The sequence below is a fragment of the Hymenobacter saemangeumensis genome (assembly GCF_039541835.1).
GTDB classification, from domain to species: domain Bacteria; phylum Bacteroidota; class Bacteroidia; order Cytophagales; family Hymenobacteraceae; genus Hymenobacter; species Hymenobacter saemangeumensis.
Map to the genome: position 1 here is coordinate 51,044 of NZ_BAABGZ010000080.1, position 13,215 is coordinate 64,258.

A 13,215-nucleotide genomic window follows, 5' to 3' on the forward strand; every position below is an offset into this window, starting at 1 on the left:
TCCCCAGCATCTTCCCGCGCGTCCAGCAGCGCCGGCGTCACTTTTCCTTTGTCCAGCTCCATGGGCAGCGCCAGGTCCCATAGCTTCTTGCCTGCTGTGAAAACCGAAACGTTCGCTCGGTGCCTAACGGCCCACTACTATAAACCTCATCAAGCCTCTATCTGCCTCGTAGGTGCCATGTACTGGTTTATGGTTCGGCCTCGTTACTTTCGGCATCTGCCATGGCGCCATTTCACCACCGCTTCTTTCTGTACAGGCCTGGACTGGCACTGCTGCTGCTTTTGAGCGCGTGCGGTGGCAACCAGACTCCCGAAACGGCTGACCCTGCCACCGCGTCGGCACCTCGCTCTTATGTGCAGGACTTGCTGCGCACAGGTCTGGTCGCCGGCCGCCACCAGCGCTGGCTGCTCTTTGCCGATACCACTCGCCGGGATGAATACTCTTTAGGCCGTACCCCCCAAGAGGTGCGCAGCTGGTTGGCCGCTTACGAAAGGCGCCAGGAGGAAAAGCTTACGCTCAACCCTGACTCAGTCCAACTGCATATTCCCACAGAGGAAGAGTTGCGGCAACCACCCCCGCCACCCCCGCCGAAGCTTACAACGGCAATTCAACTCCCTTCTACTCCTGCTGCCAAGGCCCTTGCTCGCACCCAAACCATTCAGCTCACCCAGCAGCTCTGGCAGGCGGGGCTGCTCACCGCTGCCGAGTACCGCCGGAATTTGCCGCTGGCCAAGGAGGGCGCGTTCTACAGCCGCCGCAACCTGCTCAATACCGTGAATGCCCTGGCCCGGTCGTCCCAGGGCTTGCAAACCAGCGACGAGCTGCCCCCCATGCTACTGCGCCTCGGCTTGCTGACCAGCACGCAAGCCCAGCAGCTAACCCAGGACCTGCGAGCCGGCGAATTCGCCGACCAGGTGGAGCTGTTGCCCCGCTTGCCTCATGGCCGCATATTCAACCGGCAGCACTACCCGGCTGCCATGCTTCCCTACCTGGAGCAGCTGCACCGCGACGTGGCGAAGCTCCTGCCCGGGCTACACTTCACCAACTTCCGGGCCCGGGTCCTCACCCCGAGCGAAATGTCTTCCTGCCTCGGCTGCGAAGGCGCCGAAGACGTGCTGGTGCAGCTGCAAATCGGCACGCGGCAGTACACGCACCGCAGCGAGTGGCAGCGGGGGTTTGGCCCGGGCGGATTAGCGGAAATTGACGACACCCGGTTCTACCACTTGTTCAACCAGGTCCTGGCCGACCAGGGCAGCCCCCACCGCCTGGTATACGTGCAGTCCACCCTTGCGCAGCACCTTATCGGCGGCCCCGAACGCTTCGGGCTCTGGCGCCTGACCGCCGCGCAGGCCGAGGCCCTGGATACGTTGGCGGCTTCCGCCCTGAACCTGGAGGACTACGAAAGCTTCGACATCCTACCTACCGACACGGTCACGGCGGCCCTGCGCTCGTTCACAGCCCTGGGCTTCCTGCGCCATCTCACCCCCGCGCAGCGCCAGGCTGCCGAAGCCCGCCTGCGCCAGGCCCGCCTCACGTCCCGGGAAGGGGTGCTGCAGTTCGTCCCCGGCAGCGTCGGCGAGTACCGCGGCGACCCCGACTACCGGAGCTGGTCCTACGCCCGCCTGCTTCAGGTCCTGCGCGGGGCGTCCAAAGGGAGTTTCACGCCTACCCAGGTGCGCGACGGCTGCCAGCACGCCGACGGCACCCTTGGCTTTCAGCTCGGCCAACGCGCCTACCACACGGCGCTGTATCAGGCCAACGACCACCCCGACCCGCGCCTGTTTCAGCTCATCCAGCGGGCATTACGCGACCAGCACATCCCCGGCAAATTATACGAGGTGAGCTCCGCCCTGGCCCAGTCCCGGGGCCAGGTGGTGTGCTACGTCTTCCTCTCGCCCGCCCAGGAGCGCATCATTCGCCAGCAACGCCTGCTCAACCTCACCGACCCCACCCTGACCGATGCCCAGCGCTATGCCGAGGAAGAAACAGCGGATATGGCTGCCGATTCTGTCTACCTCCGCGGGCAGTAGCTTGTGAGTTGAGGAGAGGTGTAACAGCCGAAATGAGCGGAACCTGGCTGCCTGCTTGCGTTGGCTGCCTCCAAACGCAGCCGACCCTTGCTTACTAGCCGGCGCGGATTGCGCCAGGGCAGGCACCCCCGCGCATTTGCTGCCAGATAAACGCCGTTGCTACCCTTCCACCAGCGCCATGTGCACCAGTGCATAGATGGTTTCCCAGCCCTGCCGTAGACTTTCCTTCGGGAGCGTCACCAGGAACTGCGCGGTGATGTAATCCACCAGCTCGGCTTTGTTCTCATCCTGGTCCAGCGCTGCCGGCAGCTCCACCCGCCAGGGCTCCTTGCCTGGTCTGCTTATCTCAAGTACCCGTCCGGTTTCCTCCCGCTCGGTTATGCGCACACTCATTAGCAAACGTGCATTTGCCATACTGTAAATTGGTAGAAAGGTGAGTTTTGGTCGCGGTATTCCAGACCGCGTAACCAAGATTCCACCAACAACGCAATAGTTGCGATACTCAATATGTCGAAGTCACTGCTCACCCTTACTAAGTCCTGCCAGCTCTTGCGTATGTGCTTGTTTTATAGGCTTTGGTGAACAAGTAAATTCCTTAATATTTAACAGTAAATTAATGAGCGAATAAAGCTCGATAGCGTAGAGAAGGGCAGAGGCCGTGCGTCCTTAACCAAAACGGGCAGGCCGCCAGACCTGCTCGTTTCCTGTTACCCCTCAAAATATGGCCGGGCCTTAAACCGCCGCCAGTCCCAACCCCATCACACCCGCATCGGCCGCCTTCATCACCCGCGCAAGCTTGCTCAGCAGTCCCGACCACGACGCCGACCCATCTACCAGCAGCAAGGCCACGTCCAGCGTCGGGCAGGGGAGGCGGTTGTGCTTCGAGCCCCCGCCGCGCTTGTAAGTCGAGACCCACCCGCTGCTGATGGTCTGACTTCGATGCTTTTGCATTGGTAGTTTGACCGGCGGCCGGGGAACGTCGCAGTCATGCCGTCCCTCGCTTTAAGCTCTACAAACTGCTGCCTGTTGGAGCTATGCTCAAACGACACTCTCATTCTTCCCTCAGCTGCCGCCTCGTCGACACCCACGGCGGCGCCGAGGCCTGGCTCCGGCAAATTCCCTGGCCTTTGCTACGCGCCGGGCCGCGGCAGCTGGCAGAAGCCAACCCCAGCTAAGCCCAGCCGTACCCATAGCCTGCCGGGGCCGTGCACTTCCTGGTAGGTAGTTCGCTCGTCCGCTCGTCCCCTCAACGCCCCTCGACCATGGATTTCGCGCACGTGTTTGAGGCCCTGTCCGCCCAAGGCCCCCTGGTGTACTTCTGCTACCGGCCCGCCGACGGCCGGGTCATCTACATCAGCCCCAACTACGAGCACGAGCTGGGCGGCCACCTGGGGGCCGTCAACGAGGAGCTGGCCGACTGGCTCCACGACCTACACCCCGACGACCGCCGCTTCCTGGCCGAAACCATGGCCCACGCCGCTACCGGCGGCTTGGTTCGGGGCGCCCCCCTGCGCTTCCTCCGCCCCGATGGCAGCCTCCGCTGGCTCTGCCTCACGGCCACCCGCAGCACCCCGCCCGACGACCCCACCGGGCCCCTGGTCAGCGGCTACCTGCAGGACATCACCCGCACCCAGGCCAACCGGGAGCTGTCCGAGCGGTACCAGGCCAAGAAAAACTCCATGCTCGAAATCCTCTCCCACGACCTGGCCAGCCCCCTCATCCTGGCCGAGCAGCTGTCCGAATACATTGCCGAGCGGGTCGAAACCCTGCGCGACGAGCACCTCGACCGCATGATTGCCGACATGCGCACGGCCTGCCGCGACGGCGTAACCCTCATCCGCGACTTCGTCGACCAGGAATTCCTCGAATCCGCCAGCCTGGAGCTGCAGCTGGTCCGCCTCGACCTGGCCGAGCGCCTGCGCATCGTGGTCGACAACTACCAACACCGCCAGCACGTGGCCGGCCACCGCTTCCACTACGAAACCTCACACCCCAGCATCTACGCCAAGGTCGACGAAAGCAAGTTCCTGCAAGTCGTCAACAACCTGCTCGGCAACGCCCTCAAGTTTACGCCCGACGGCGGCCTGGTCACGGTCACCCTCCACCAGCACCCCGCGCACCTGCTGCTCACCGTGGCCGACACCGGCATCGGCATCCCCGCTGCCCTGCAGTCCTGCCTGTTCGAGCGCTTCACCCGGGCCCGTCGCCCGGGCCTGCGGGGCGAGAAAACCACCGGCCTGGGCATGTCCATCATCAAAACCCTGGTCGAGCTGCACCACGGCCGCATCTGGTTCGAGAGTGCAGAAGGGCAGGGCACCACATTTTACATTCAGCTGCCCCTGGCCGAGCCTGCCTAAGCCGACGTTTCCTGGTACTCCCAACGAGAACTTCCGCCCGTATTCAAAATAGCTAACGCTACTCAATAGGGGGCTTTTACACCTCAAAATGTGGCCGGTCCTTAAACCGCCGCCAGTCCCCGCCCCAGCACACCCGCGCATCAGCCGCCTTCATCAGCCGCGCAAACTTGCTCAGCAGCAGTCCCGACCACGACACCGACCCGTCCGCTAACAGAAATGCCACGTCCAACGCCGGGCAGGGGAGGTGGTTGTGCTTCGACTCCCCGCCGCGCTTGTACGTCACCACCGGCCCCGGCTTGCTGCGACCCTGCCGGTACAGCTCATCCTGCCGCTCCGCCGACCGGTAGCATTCCGTGATAATGGGCACCCCCACCAGCCGTAGCACGGGGTCGCCTATCCACCGGGCCCGCGCCTGCGCGTAGGCCGCGCCCAGACTTGGCACCGCCTGCGCCAGCCGGTATTCCTGGCTGCGCTGCTGCTTGTCGCTCAGCTTCGGTTCCGCCCGCGCAGCCTGCCGCTCCAGCAGCTTATTATTCGGCACCACCGTCATTGGGCATGCCACCGTTAATTCCTTTTTTCTTCCCCGGCACTGCTTCCAGCGGCACCTTCACCACGGCCTCCGGCTTCTGCAGTGCCTTGCGCACCGTCGCCCAGATAGTCACAATGGCCACCAGCGCCTGAATAATCAGGTGGCCATAATTCTCAATGGTGGTCGGGTCCGGGGGCGTGAGCCGGTTGCTCACCACCTGCCCCAATAGCGACGTAGTGATAATGTGCGTCATATGCCCGGCTTTGCTGCTGCTAAACATAGTGGTAAGGGGGTAGAGTTAATTTGTTTGAACAAAGCTACTAAATATCAAACTTATTTTACAATGGCCAGGTCTTATTCTTACAAGTGAATTTGTACTATTTATGGTTGCTGAATGTGGGGGTGCCCCCGTCCCTCCGCTATGCTGCGGGCCGGGGTCGGGCTGTACGCCACTCCGCTGCGCTGCGGCCCTGCGGGCAGCTCCCTTTGGTCGCTTGGCTCCCATCCCTCACCTATTTCTTCTGTAGCTCTTGAAACAGCAGCTGCAGTCGCCCTGCGCGGGGCCCCGCTTCCCGCTGGTCAGCCAAGCCCCGCTGCCGCAACCCACCGCGCCGGCCCGCCCGGCGCGTCCGCTCCCTACAGACCGGTTGCGTTCTGCTCAGGCTCCGCCTACGCGCCACTCCACCCGCTTCCAGTCCCTACCGCCCCGTGCCGGCCTCTTCCCCCGCCTTAGCGCTACTGGCTGCTATTGCCGGATACCGCCCCATACCGGAACCCTCCGCACCGCAGCCGGGCCGCCCGGGGCCGAAAAAGGCCCCACGCCGCCCCACTGCCCTCCAAACTAAGGCCGCAGGCCGCGGGCAAAAAGCCCGCCGCCCGCAGGTAAAGCATTCGTTCAGGCCACGCAGGCCAAGAATAAGGCCCGCTTCGCGGCGAGTTTATTTGGGGAGCACCCCAAACCCCCGCCACCATGCCCCGGCTGACGCCCGGTCATCTGCCTCGGGTTCCGCTGCCTCCCGCTGGTCGGCCGCTACACCCTCATAAGGAGCCCTTCGGGCCGGCTCATTAGCTTCGCTGTCCTTCGGTTGGGGCCACAGGCCGCCCCAAACCCCCTGGCCAAGGCATCTAAGGGTCCCATAGTTCGCCCCGTCAGGGGGACCCGACTCCGGCTTGGGTCTTAGTCCAGCGGCAGCACCTCACAGGGGCGGCCCAGGCGCCGCGCCGCTCGCAGGGCGCTCAGCGTGCCCTTGCTCCGGCCGTCCCATACCACCAGCACCAGGTGGGCTCGCTTTACTATCTCAGCGTTGCGCACGTGGGGCGCCGCTGTCGGGCCGTGGGTAGCATAGTCGGGCCGCATCTCCACCAGTGGTACCCCGTGGGCCCGTGCCCAGCTAGCCGCCAGGGCGTCCACGCCCACAGCCCCACCGCTTACCACCTCCGCCGGCTCCAACTCCGCCAGCCGTGACTCCAACGCCGCACAGCTCCGAATGCCCCGGCTGCCCACCACCGCTACAGCCTTGTTTTTGTGTTTATCCATGTTGAAAGATGGTAAAAACAAATGGCAATTACAAGAGTATAAGTTTACCAAAACAGTTGCTAAAGTAAAAATAAGTTTGTATATTAGGTGGGTAGTCGGAAAGGTCCTGGCTGCCGCTCCACCGGAGGCCTACGGCGCGGGGCACCCACGGCTAACCCTTACAGCCATGCAACCCAATCAACTTTTGCAGCTCGCCTTTGCCGCCTGGAAAGGCCCCGCCCTCTGCCCGTTTTCCGGCATCTGGGTATCTCAGTCCGCCGCCACCTACGACCAAGGCGGTAGCCGCTGGTACGTCAGCATCAAGCTGGCCCAGCAGCCCGCCGAAGGGCAGGCCCGCCCCGAGTTCACCGGCGCCCATCCGTGCCCATTTCAGGCCCTGCGTGAGGCATTCCGCGCCCTGCGGCCCGTGGCTCCACCCATGCCTTAGCCGCTGTTTGGGAGGTGATGAAGGCCGAGGATGAGTTTGCTTGCGTCATTGCTCATGCCTAGCGTCGCTGTCGCGCCGGCCGCTAATACAGCCCCCCGGCAGCCTACTCCGTCCAGCTAGCCTGCCCACCGCCGCGCTACACGCCCGGCACCACCCCGTTGGGTCTGCTTTGCCATGCCGGCCAGTCACGCCAATAGCTCACCGGCCTACGCCACAGGTGCGGGCCACTAAGCCCCTTCATTTCATGCAGTACGACCCGAAGGACGGCGTTGGCCAACTAACTGAGGCCGAGCTCACCGGCCTGAGCGGCGATGCAATGGCCGCTGATGAAGCCCAGGCCGCCTTTTACGAGGAGCAGGCCGGGTGGGAGCACCAGGCCCACCATTACCACGAGCAGGAGCAGGAGCAGCTGGCGTGGGAGGAGGGCGAATAGGAGCAGATGCTCGCCTATGTCGAAGGCTACAAATTCTTTCAACCAGGGGCCGCCACGCTCGGCGGCCCCACCAAGTCCGCTACCCATGTCTAATACCGCTACTCCCTATCAGCCCCATTTGCTCGACCCGCACAGCGTCGAGCCCCGGCCCGTCAGTCCGGCCAACGGCCGCAGCTTCAAGCTGGCCGAATTGTACCAGCTGCTCGACTGCCGCCTAGTCGACGTGGTTCGCCTCACCGATGAGTTGATTTTGATAATCGACGACGAGGGCAAGTTCCGCCACCCGGCCTATCTCAACCTGCTAGCTACCTACCTCTGGTACCAGCACCAGCCCGGCGCCCGGGGCCACGATTCCATTGTCGGCCGCGCCATCCTTTGCCAGGACCAACAATTCCGCTAACTGTAACAGGAGCAAGGGGCCGGATGCCCGGCTCCTTGCTAGCTAAAATACCGGCCTCCACGACGCCCACCGTGGTACAGCCACCACCATTCCCTAGCCTATCATGTCCGATACTTTACAGCTACTCATCGAGCAGTCCGCTCACGACGAGGCCGAAGCTGCCCAACTAACCCGACTCACCGAGTTGGTTGCTACTGCTGCCCAGCTGCCCGGCCTGCGCGACCTCGCGCCAGCCGTGCGCCATCACTTCCCCGAGCCCACCTACTTGGTCGGCTGCGGCAGCGCCCACATCTGGTTGCACCGCGCCGGCGACGCCCACCGCTTGGCCCTTATTCGCTAACTCTATTCTTTCAATGTCATGTTTCCACAACCTCACTGCCCATCCCGGCCTTACCCAGGCCCAGCACCGCGCCCTGCTGCACGTCTCCAATACCGACCTGTCCGACTGCAAGGCCCAAGTGCTAGGCCAGTTACGCCGGCCCAACCTCGTGGCTCTAGCCTTTGGTGCCCACTTCCACGCCGCCACCCTGGAGCCGGCCACCTACGCCCGCACCGCCGAGCCCGGCAACCGCTGGGCCGAGCTGGAAACCCTGGCCCGCCAGGTGCGCCGCCAGCGCTACTGCCGCGACCTGTTGCACCGCGGCACTCCCGAGCTGCCCCACACGGCCATTCACACCGCCACTGGGGTAGGAGTGAAGGTGCGCCCCGACCTACTGGTGCGCAGCCCCGCCGGCCGCCAGCTCACCCTGGTCAACTTCAAAACCACCAGCGCCCCCGACTATGCCCACTTTCTGGCTACCACCGAGCAGTACGACTACGACCGCCAGGCGGCCCTTTACACCGACGTACTCGGAGCCACGCGCTTCCTGATTATTGACGTGCGGAAAAGAGCTCCGCACGAGGTTTGGCTGTTCGATGCCACGGCTGCAGTTGGCCTCATCGAGTAGGGTCGCAAGAAGTACTCGGCGCTGCTGCGCCACCATGCCTGCCAAACCCTAGGGTCAACTGGTGTGCGACTACATCTGCCAGCCCCTATTATCATGAAGTAGTACTTTGAAAAATAAAAATGCCTCAGCTAATGGCTGAGGCATTTTTATGCATGATGTTTAAAGTCTACTCTACCACCAGCTTGGCCATAGCAGCGCCGCAGCGTACCAGGTACACGCCACTAGATAGGCCGCTCAGCTCCAGCAGAGCCGAAGTGGCCCGGGCCGGGAGTTGCTGCTGCTTTACCTGGCGACCAAGCGCGTCAAGCACCTGCACTGTGCGGGCCTGGGCCGTGGCTTCAATGTTGAGCGTAGCTGTGGTGTGAGCCGGGTTGGGGTACAGGGCCAGTGAGGAAGCCTTAGCCGAGGCCACGCCCAGCAGGCTGTTGCTCGGGCCGAATACCAGGGCAAACCGCCCAGTGAAGGTGCCGGCCTGCGTCGCAGTAAACGAGTAGCTGGGCGTAGTGCTCAGGTCCTGGCGCGTTCCGCTTACAGCATCACTCAAGTAGGCCGTCAGGCCCGCGGGCAGGTTGGCCAAGGTGGCCGAGAAGGACACCGTACCGGCGACGGGCACCTGAACCGAAAGGGGTAGCATCGTGCCGGCGGTGAAGGCCGGCAGGCCCTGAATGGCCAGTAACTCCGTACCAGCCAGCATGGACAGGTTCAGCCCCGAAGGGTTGGTAGGCTTCACCGCGTCGAATGCAACATCCAGCCCGCTGGTAGCGCTGGCTTCAGCATACACATGCGCTACGTCCGCGTGGGTGTTGCTCCGCAATGTCAGCTGCAGTTGCGGGCGGGTATCGGCTCTGCCCCGGTGGAAGGGGACCTGCGTACCGAAGTCGGTGATGCGCCCGGCCTGGTTGAAGCCCAGGGCGGCAAAGTTGCCGGTCGTAGTTTTGCGTACGAAGAAGCCCTGGCCGGCGGCCAGCAGCGGATTGCCACCGATGCCGTTTACATACGCCCGGTATTGCCCGCCGTACTGACTGGTGCTTTCAAACACGTAGCGGGCCGCGTCGAAGTTTACTGAAGTGGTAGCCCCGCCCGCGCTTAGGTCGAAAGGGGAGGGGTAGGGGTTGCCGGTTAGCACCCAGGGCGTTTCCTGGGCACCGCTGGCCGGCTGAGAATACCCCTGGCTGCTGCCCTGATAGAAGCCTGGGCCACTAAAAGTGACCAGTGCAGAAGCAGGAATATTTACCGTGTAACCTGTGGCCTGGGCCAGCAAGTCTGCAGGGGCCGGCACGTACCAGCCCTTGTCGAAGTCGCTTAGGCCCGTGGCCGGGCTGGAGCTCAGGCGGCTGGCTTCGTAGCCAAACACGTTGGGGAAAGGCATTACGGTACCCGGCGTGGCCGTGGTATTGTAGGCTTGGTTGAGCACGGGCGTGAAACCCATGGTAGCCAGCTGGGCCACGGTCATGCCCGTAACCGGTGAAGAGAAGTGACGGTAGCCCGGGCCGGGGTTCAGGCTCGGGTCAATGTAGCGCTCCATGCGGCAGGTGCCGGAGCTGGCCAGCACCTGGCCGCCGGCATTCACCAGCACGGCCGTGCCCGCGGCCGACGAGCGTAGCGTGAGCACATGCCCGTCCAGACGCAGCAAGCCACTATTGAGCCGCAGCACCTGGCGCAGGTCCAGGTTATTCGCAAGTGTCAGGCCAGCCGCATTGCTCAGCACCAGCTCCCGTACCAGCGCGGGTAGCCCCGAGCCACTCACCTGGGCGACCGTACCGTTATAGCGGTAGCTGGCGTCGTTAGAGAAGCTGCGCGTGCCGCTGAGCTGCACCGCGCCCGTGGCACCACTGCTGCTGATACCCGTTGCGTCGCACACGCCCAGCGTAGCGCCGGCGTCCAGCACGAAGCTGCCAGGGCCGGTGATGGGCTGGCAGGCGGTGAGCAGTTGCCCACCGGGCTGCACCGTCAGCGTACCGCCTACCGTCAGCGGGCCCGCCAGCGTGGCGACGCCCGTGCCGGTCACGGTCACGTTGTTGTAGCTGCCGCTGATGGTTTGTAGGCTGCTCACCATCAGGTCAGGAATCGTCACCGTAAAGCTCCCGCTAGAAGTAGCTGTGCCACTCGGTGTGGTTACGCTGATAGTGCCGCTGGTCGTGCCAGCCGCTACCGTGGCCGTGATGCTTGTGGCAGAGTTGAAGGTGAACGAAGCCGCCGTGCCATTGAAGGCCACGGCCGTAGCCCCCGTAAAATTGGTGCCGGTGATGGTCACACTCGTGCCTGCCGGGCCAGTGCCGGGGCTGAATGAGGTGATGGCAGGCAAGGGGTTTGTATTGTAAACGCTGTAATGACATGTCCCCACGCTACCATCCCCTACACGTCCGAAGTCACCGCCAGCGTGTACCTGCCCCCCAGAACCGGTGGTCAGGGCGCGAACCACGCCATCCAGGCCCGTGCCTACGGCATTCCAGCTGCTGCCATTCCATCGGGCAATGTGGGGTGATGTTAATCCCCCGGCCCTTTGAAACAATCCCCCCACGTACAGGTCGCCCCCAACCAAGGCCAGAGAAAAGGCCTGACTACCGCCGCCGGTACGATTCAGGCCCGTACCCAACGGCTCCCAGGTATTGCCGTTTAGCTTGGCGATGTAATTAAGTGCCACGCCCCCGCCACTAATATTCGTGAAATCCCCACCTATGTACACGTTTCCTCCGCTCACAGCCAAGGCCCGAATGGTGGCATTCAGGGAAGGCCCTACATTGCTCAAGGAGGTGCCGTCCCACTTGACTACTTGGGTGTTTGTCGCGAAATACACGTCCGAGCCGCTCACAGCCAGCGCCCGAACGGTCTGAAAGAAATGAGAACCGCCTGTAAACAACTTGCTCCAGGTGCTGCCATTAAACTTGACCAGTCCATAAGCTGCCAAGTTCGTCTCATTGTAGGCAAATAAGAAGTCGCCGCCCACGTAGAGGTCCCCCCCCATTCACGGCCAGGGCATAAACGTTTCCATCTACTCCCTGGCGCTGGTTCGTTGTATGTACTGGGCCAACGCCACTCCAGTTGCTGCCGTTCCATTTGACTATTCCACTGGTTGCTACACCCCCAATCGTTCCTATAGAACCCGTAGCATATAGCTCCCCCCTGAACATGGCCAGCGCCCAAACAGTCCCTTGGGTGCCTGTGCCCAGTGGACTCCAGTCGCTGCCGTCCCATTTGGCGATGTTATTGATTCGAACGCCCGCGACTCTATTAAACTGTCCACCAACGTATACCTCGTTTCCGTTCACGGCCACGGCATGCACCGTGCCACCAAAACTGACATCGCCTATTCCCTTTCCCATTGTTTTCCAGGAGCTACTGCTCCACTGGGCTATGTTATTGGCCTGCACATCATCTCCTGCATTTATAAAAAGCCCTCCGGCATACACAATGCCTCCACTTACGGCCAGAGCTGATACGGAAGTACTGACGATGAAATCTGGGTTTATGCCTGCGCCCAATGCACTCCAGGCACTACCGTCCCATTTGGCTACTCGGCTCGTCATCACACCGCCAGCTGAGGTAAATTGTCCACCAACATACACATCGCTTCCACTTACAGCCAGGGCCGAAACATTACTATCCAGGCCCGCACCCAGCGCGCTCCACGTGCTGCCGTTCCACTTGGCTATCCGATTGGCTGCTACGCTCCCCGCCATGGTGAAACTACCGGCGGCATACAGCTCGCCCCCGCTTACGGCCAGGGCCCGCACGCCGCTACTTGGGCCGGCTCCCAGCGTACTAAATGTGCTGCCATTCCACTTAGTAGTACCAAAATCACCCCCCAGATACACGTCACTGCCGCTCACGACCAGTGCGTAGACGCTGCCACCGTTGAAGCCGGCGCCCAACCGGCTCCAGGCGCTGCCGTTCCACTTGGCGATAAAAGAAGCGTTTACCCCCCCTGCCGAATTAAAATCACCCCCGGCATATACCTCACTCCCAATCACAGCCAGCGCTCGAACGCTGCTATTCATCCCCGAACCCATCGCACTCCAGATGCTGCCATTCCACTTCGCAATATTACTAGCAGGTGAGCCCCCGGCCGTGCTGAAGTTTCCCCCCACGTACAGGTCACCCCCGCTCAAGGCCAGTGCTCGCACCGTGCCATTCACTCCCTCACCCAGTGCGCTCCAGCTACGGCCGTTCCACTTGGCTACTTTGTTAACGAGCACATCGCTAACGCGGTTAAAGATGCCCCCAATGTATACATCCGTGCCGCTGACGACCATTGCCAACACCTGGCCATCTGCATTTGTGCCGGGAAAGCCAAACCGGTCATCCCAGTTTTCATCTCCGGCCCCTGTCACACCGGCTGGCCGGAACATGGGCTTGCCATCCGGGGCCGTGGCCATCCGGTAGCCTTTCGGGTTAAACGAGCCCGAAGCGCCTGCTCGCAGGGTGCCGTCGGGGTTCAGCGCTTCGGCCAGTGAGGGGATGGGCCCGCTACCGGGCTCATTGGCAGGCGAGGAGCCGGCCCATACGGGCGAGGCAAACAGCAGCGTCAGCAACACCAACGCGCAACGGGTCAATT

At 62.7% G+C, this 13,215-nt stretch carries 15 protein-coding genes; 8 read left to right on the plus strand and 7 right to left on the minus strand.

Annotated features, from left to right (window positions below):
• The first annotated feature begins 221 nt into the window (after positions 1-221).
• Positions 222-2,030 (plus strand): hypothetical protein, encoded by a 1,809-nt coding sequence (locus ABD919_RS21355; protein WP_345238116.1) that lies wholly within the window; start codon positions 222-224, stop codon positions 2,028-2,030.
• Between the two features lie 159 nt (positions 2,031-2,189).
• On the opposite strand, the gene ABD919_RS21360 is transcribed toward ABD919_RS21355, so the two are convergent.
• Together ABD919_RS21360 and ABD919_RS21365 are read right to left on the minus strand one after the other, a co-directional pair.
• Positions 2,190-2,444 carry a hypothetical protein gene (locus tag ABD919_RS21360; protein ID WP_345238117.1) on the minus strand — a complete coding sequence of 85 codons (255 nt, stop codon included), beginning with the start codon at positions 2,442-2,444 and terminating at the stop codon, positions 2,190-2,192.
• A 318-nt stretch (positions 2,445-2,762) separates the two neighbouring features.
• Positions 2,763-2,981 carry a hypothetical protein gene (locus tag ABD919_RS21365; protein WP_345238118.1) on the minus strand — a complete coding sequence of 73 codons (219 nt, stop codon included), beginning with the start codon at positions 2,979-2,981 and terminating at the stop codon, positions 2,763-2,765.
• 83 nt (positions 2,982-3,064) lie between these two features.
• Between ABD919_RS21365 and ABD919_RS21370 the strand changes: the two genes are divergently transcribed.
• Both ABD919_RS21370 and ABD919_RS21375 read left to right on the plus strand, forming a co-directional pair.
• Entirely contained in the window at positions 3,065-3,205 is a 141-nt protein-coding gene (locus ABD919_RS21370; RefSeq protein WP_345238120.1) for a hypothetical protein, read from the plus strand.
• A gap of 87 nt (positions 3,206-3,292) precedes the next feature.
• Positions 3,293-4,387: a PAS domain-containing sensor histidine kinase gene (locus tag ABD919_RS21375; protein ID WP_345238121.1), complete on the plus strand. Its 1,095-nt coding sequence runs from the start codon at positions 3,293-3,295 to the stop codon at positions 4,385-4,387.
• Positions 4,388-4,463: 76 nt separating this feature from the next.
• Here the strand turns inward: ABD919_RS21375 and ABD919_RS21380 are convergent, their stop codons facing one another.
• From ABD919_RS21380 to ABD919_RS21390, 3 genes are all read right to left on the minus strand, one after another.
• Positions 4,464-4,937, minus strand: coding sequence for a M15 family metallopeptidase (locus ABD919_RS21380; RefSeq protein ID WP_345238122.1), 474 nt, complete (start codon positions 4,935-4,937; stop codon positions 4,464-4,466).
• Positions 4,918-5,169 carry a hypothetical protein gene (locus ABD919_RS21385; protein WP_345238123.1) on the minus strand — a complete coding sequence of 84 codons (252 nt, stop codon included), beginning with the start codon at positions 5,167-5,169 and terminating at the stop codon, positions 4,918-4,920. The genes ABD919_RS21380 and ABD919_RS21385 overlap by 20 nt, the downstream gene beginning before the upstream one ends.
• Before the next feature lie 924 nt (positions 5,170-6,093).
• Positions 6,094-6,453 (minus strand): SLOG family protein, encoded by a 360-nt coding sequence (locus tag ABD919_RS21390; protein ID WP_345238124.1) that lies wholly within the window; start codon positions 6,451-6,453, stop codon positions 6,094-6,096.
• 166 nt (positions 6,454-6,619) lie between these two features.
• Here ABD919_RS21390 and ABD919_RS21395 point away from each other — a divergent pair, with 166 nt between their 5' ends.
• The 5 genes from ABD919_RS21395 to ABD919_RS21415 all read left to right on the plus strand — a co-directional run bounded on the left by ABD919_RS21395 (position 6,620) and on the right by ABD919_RS21415 (position 8,660).
• Positions 6,620-6,880 carry a hypothetical protein gene (locus ABD919_RS21395; protein WP_345238125.1) on the plus strand — a complete coding sequence of 87 codons (261 nt, stop codon included), beginning with the start codon at positions 6,620-6,622 and terminating at the stop codon, positions 6,878-6,880.
• A gap of 244 nt (positions 6,881-7,124) precedes the next feature.
• A complete protein-coding gene (locus ABD919_RS21400; protein ID WP_345238126.1) occupies positions 7,125-7,313 on the plus strand; it encodes a hypothetical protein in 189 nt (62 codons plus the stop codon).
• A gap of 85 nt (positions 7,314-7,398) precedes the next feature.
• Entirely contained in the window at positions 7,399-7,713 is a 315-nt protein-coding gene (locus ABD919_RS21405; protein ID WP_345238127.1) for a DUF3846 domain-containing protein, read from the plus strand.
• Positions 7,714-7,816: 103 nt separating this feature from the next.
• Positions 7,817-8,053 (plus strand): hypothetical protein, encoded by a 237-nt coding sequence (locus tag ABD919_RS21410; RefSeq protein ID WP_345238128.1) that lies wholly within the window; start codon positions 7,817-7,819, stop codon positions 8,051-8,053.
• Positions 8,054-8,066: 13 nt separating this feature from the next.
• On the plus strand, positions 8,067-8,660 hold the full coding sequence (locus ABD919_RS21415; protein WP_345238129.1) for a PD-(D/E)XK nuclease family protein: 594 nt from the start codon (positions 8,067-8,069) through the stop codon (positions 8,658-8,660).
• Between the two features lie 166 nt (positions 8,661-8,826).
• Here the strand turns inward: ABD919_RS21415 and ABD919_RS21420 are convergent, their stop codons facing one another.
• Together ABD919_RS21420 and ABD919_RS21425 are read right to left on the minus strand one after the other, a co-directional pair.
• Entirely contained in the window at positions 8,827-11,625 is a 2,799-nt protein-coding gene (locus ABD919_RS21420) for a T9SS type A sorting domain-containing protein (protein ID WP_345238130.1), read from the minus strand.
• Positions 11,576-13,195 (minus strand): autotransporter outer membrane beta-barrel domain-containing protein, encoded by a 1,620-nt coding sequence (locus tag ABD919_RS21425; RefSeq protein ID WP_345238131.1) that lies wholly within the window; start codon positions 13,193-13,195, stop codon positions 11,576-11,578. Before ABD919_RS21425 ends, ABD919_RS21420 begins: the two co-directional genes overlap by 50 nt.
• Positions 13,196-13,215: the final 20 nt, after the last annotated feature.

What these genes read in the sequence shown, in the direction of transcription:
- ABD919_RS21355 (WP_345238116.1), top strand. Translation starts at nt 222, where the DNA reads ATGGCGCCATTTCACCACCGCTTCTTTCTGTACAGGCCTGGACTGGCA.
- ABD919_RS21360 (WP_345238117.1), bottom strand. Translation starts at nt 2,444, where the DNA reads ATGGCAAATGCACGTTTGCTAATGAGTGTGCGCATAACCGAGCGGGAG.
- ABD919_RS21365 (WP_345238118.1), bottom strand. Translation starts at nt 2,981, where the DNA reads ATGCAAAAGCATCGAAGTCAGACCATCAGCAGCGGGTGGGTCTCGACT.
- ABD919_RS21370 (WP_345238120.1), top strand. Translation starts at nt 3,065, where the DNA reads ATGCTCAAACGACACTCTCATTCTTCCCTCAGCTGCCGCCTCGTCGAC.
- ABD919_RS21375 (WP_345238121.1), top strand. Translation starts at nt 3,293, where the DNA reads ATGGATTTCGCGCACGTGTTTGAGGCCCTGTCCGCCCAAGGCCCCCTG.
- ABD919_RS21380 (WP_345238122.1), bottom strand. Translation starts at nt 4,937, where the DNA reads ATGACGGTGGTGCCGAATAATAAGCTGCTGGAGCGGCAGGCTGCGCGG.
- ABD919_RS21385 (WP_345238123.1), bottom strand. Translation starts at nt 5,169, where the DNA reads ATGACGCACATTATCACTACGTCGCTATTGGGGCAGGTGGTGAGCAAC.
- ABD919_RS21390 (WP_345238124.1), bottom strand. Translation starts at nt 6,453, where the DNA reads ATGGATAAACACAAAAACAAGGCTGTAGCGGTGGTGGGCAGCCGGGGC.
- ABD919_RS21395 (WP_345238125.1), top strand. Translation starts at nt 6,620, where the DNA reads ATGCAACCCAATCAACTTTTGCAGCTCGCCTTTGCCGCCTGGAAAGGC.
- ABD919_RS21400 (WP_345238126.1), top strand. Translation starts at nt 7,125, where the DNA reads ATGCAGTACGACCCGAAGGACGGCGTTGGCCAACTAACTGAGGCCGAG.
- ABD919_RS21405 (WP_345238127.1), top strand. Translation starts at nt 7,399, where the DNA reads ATGTCTAATACCGCTACTCCCTATCAGCCCCATTTGCTCGACCCGCAC.
- ABD919_RS21410 (WP_345238128.1), top strand. Translation starts at nt 7,817, where the DNA reads ATGTCCGATACTTTACAGCTACTCATCGAGCAGTCCGCTCACGACGAG.
- ABD919_RS21415 (WP_345238129.1), top strand. Translation starts at nt 8,067, where the DNA reads ATGTCATGTTTCCACAACCTCACTGCCCATCCCGGCCTTACCCAGGCC.
- ABD919_RS21420 (WP_345238130.1), bottom strand. Translation starts at nt 11,625, where the DNA reads ATGGGGGGGGACCTCTACGTGGGCGGCGACTTCTTATTTGCCTACAAT.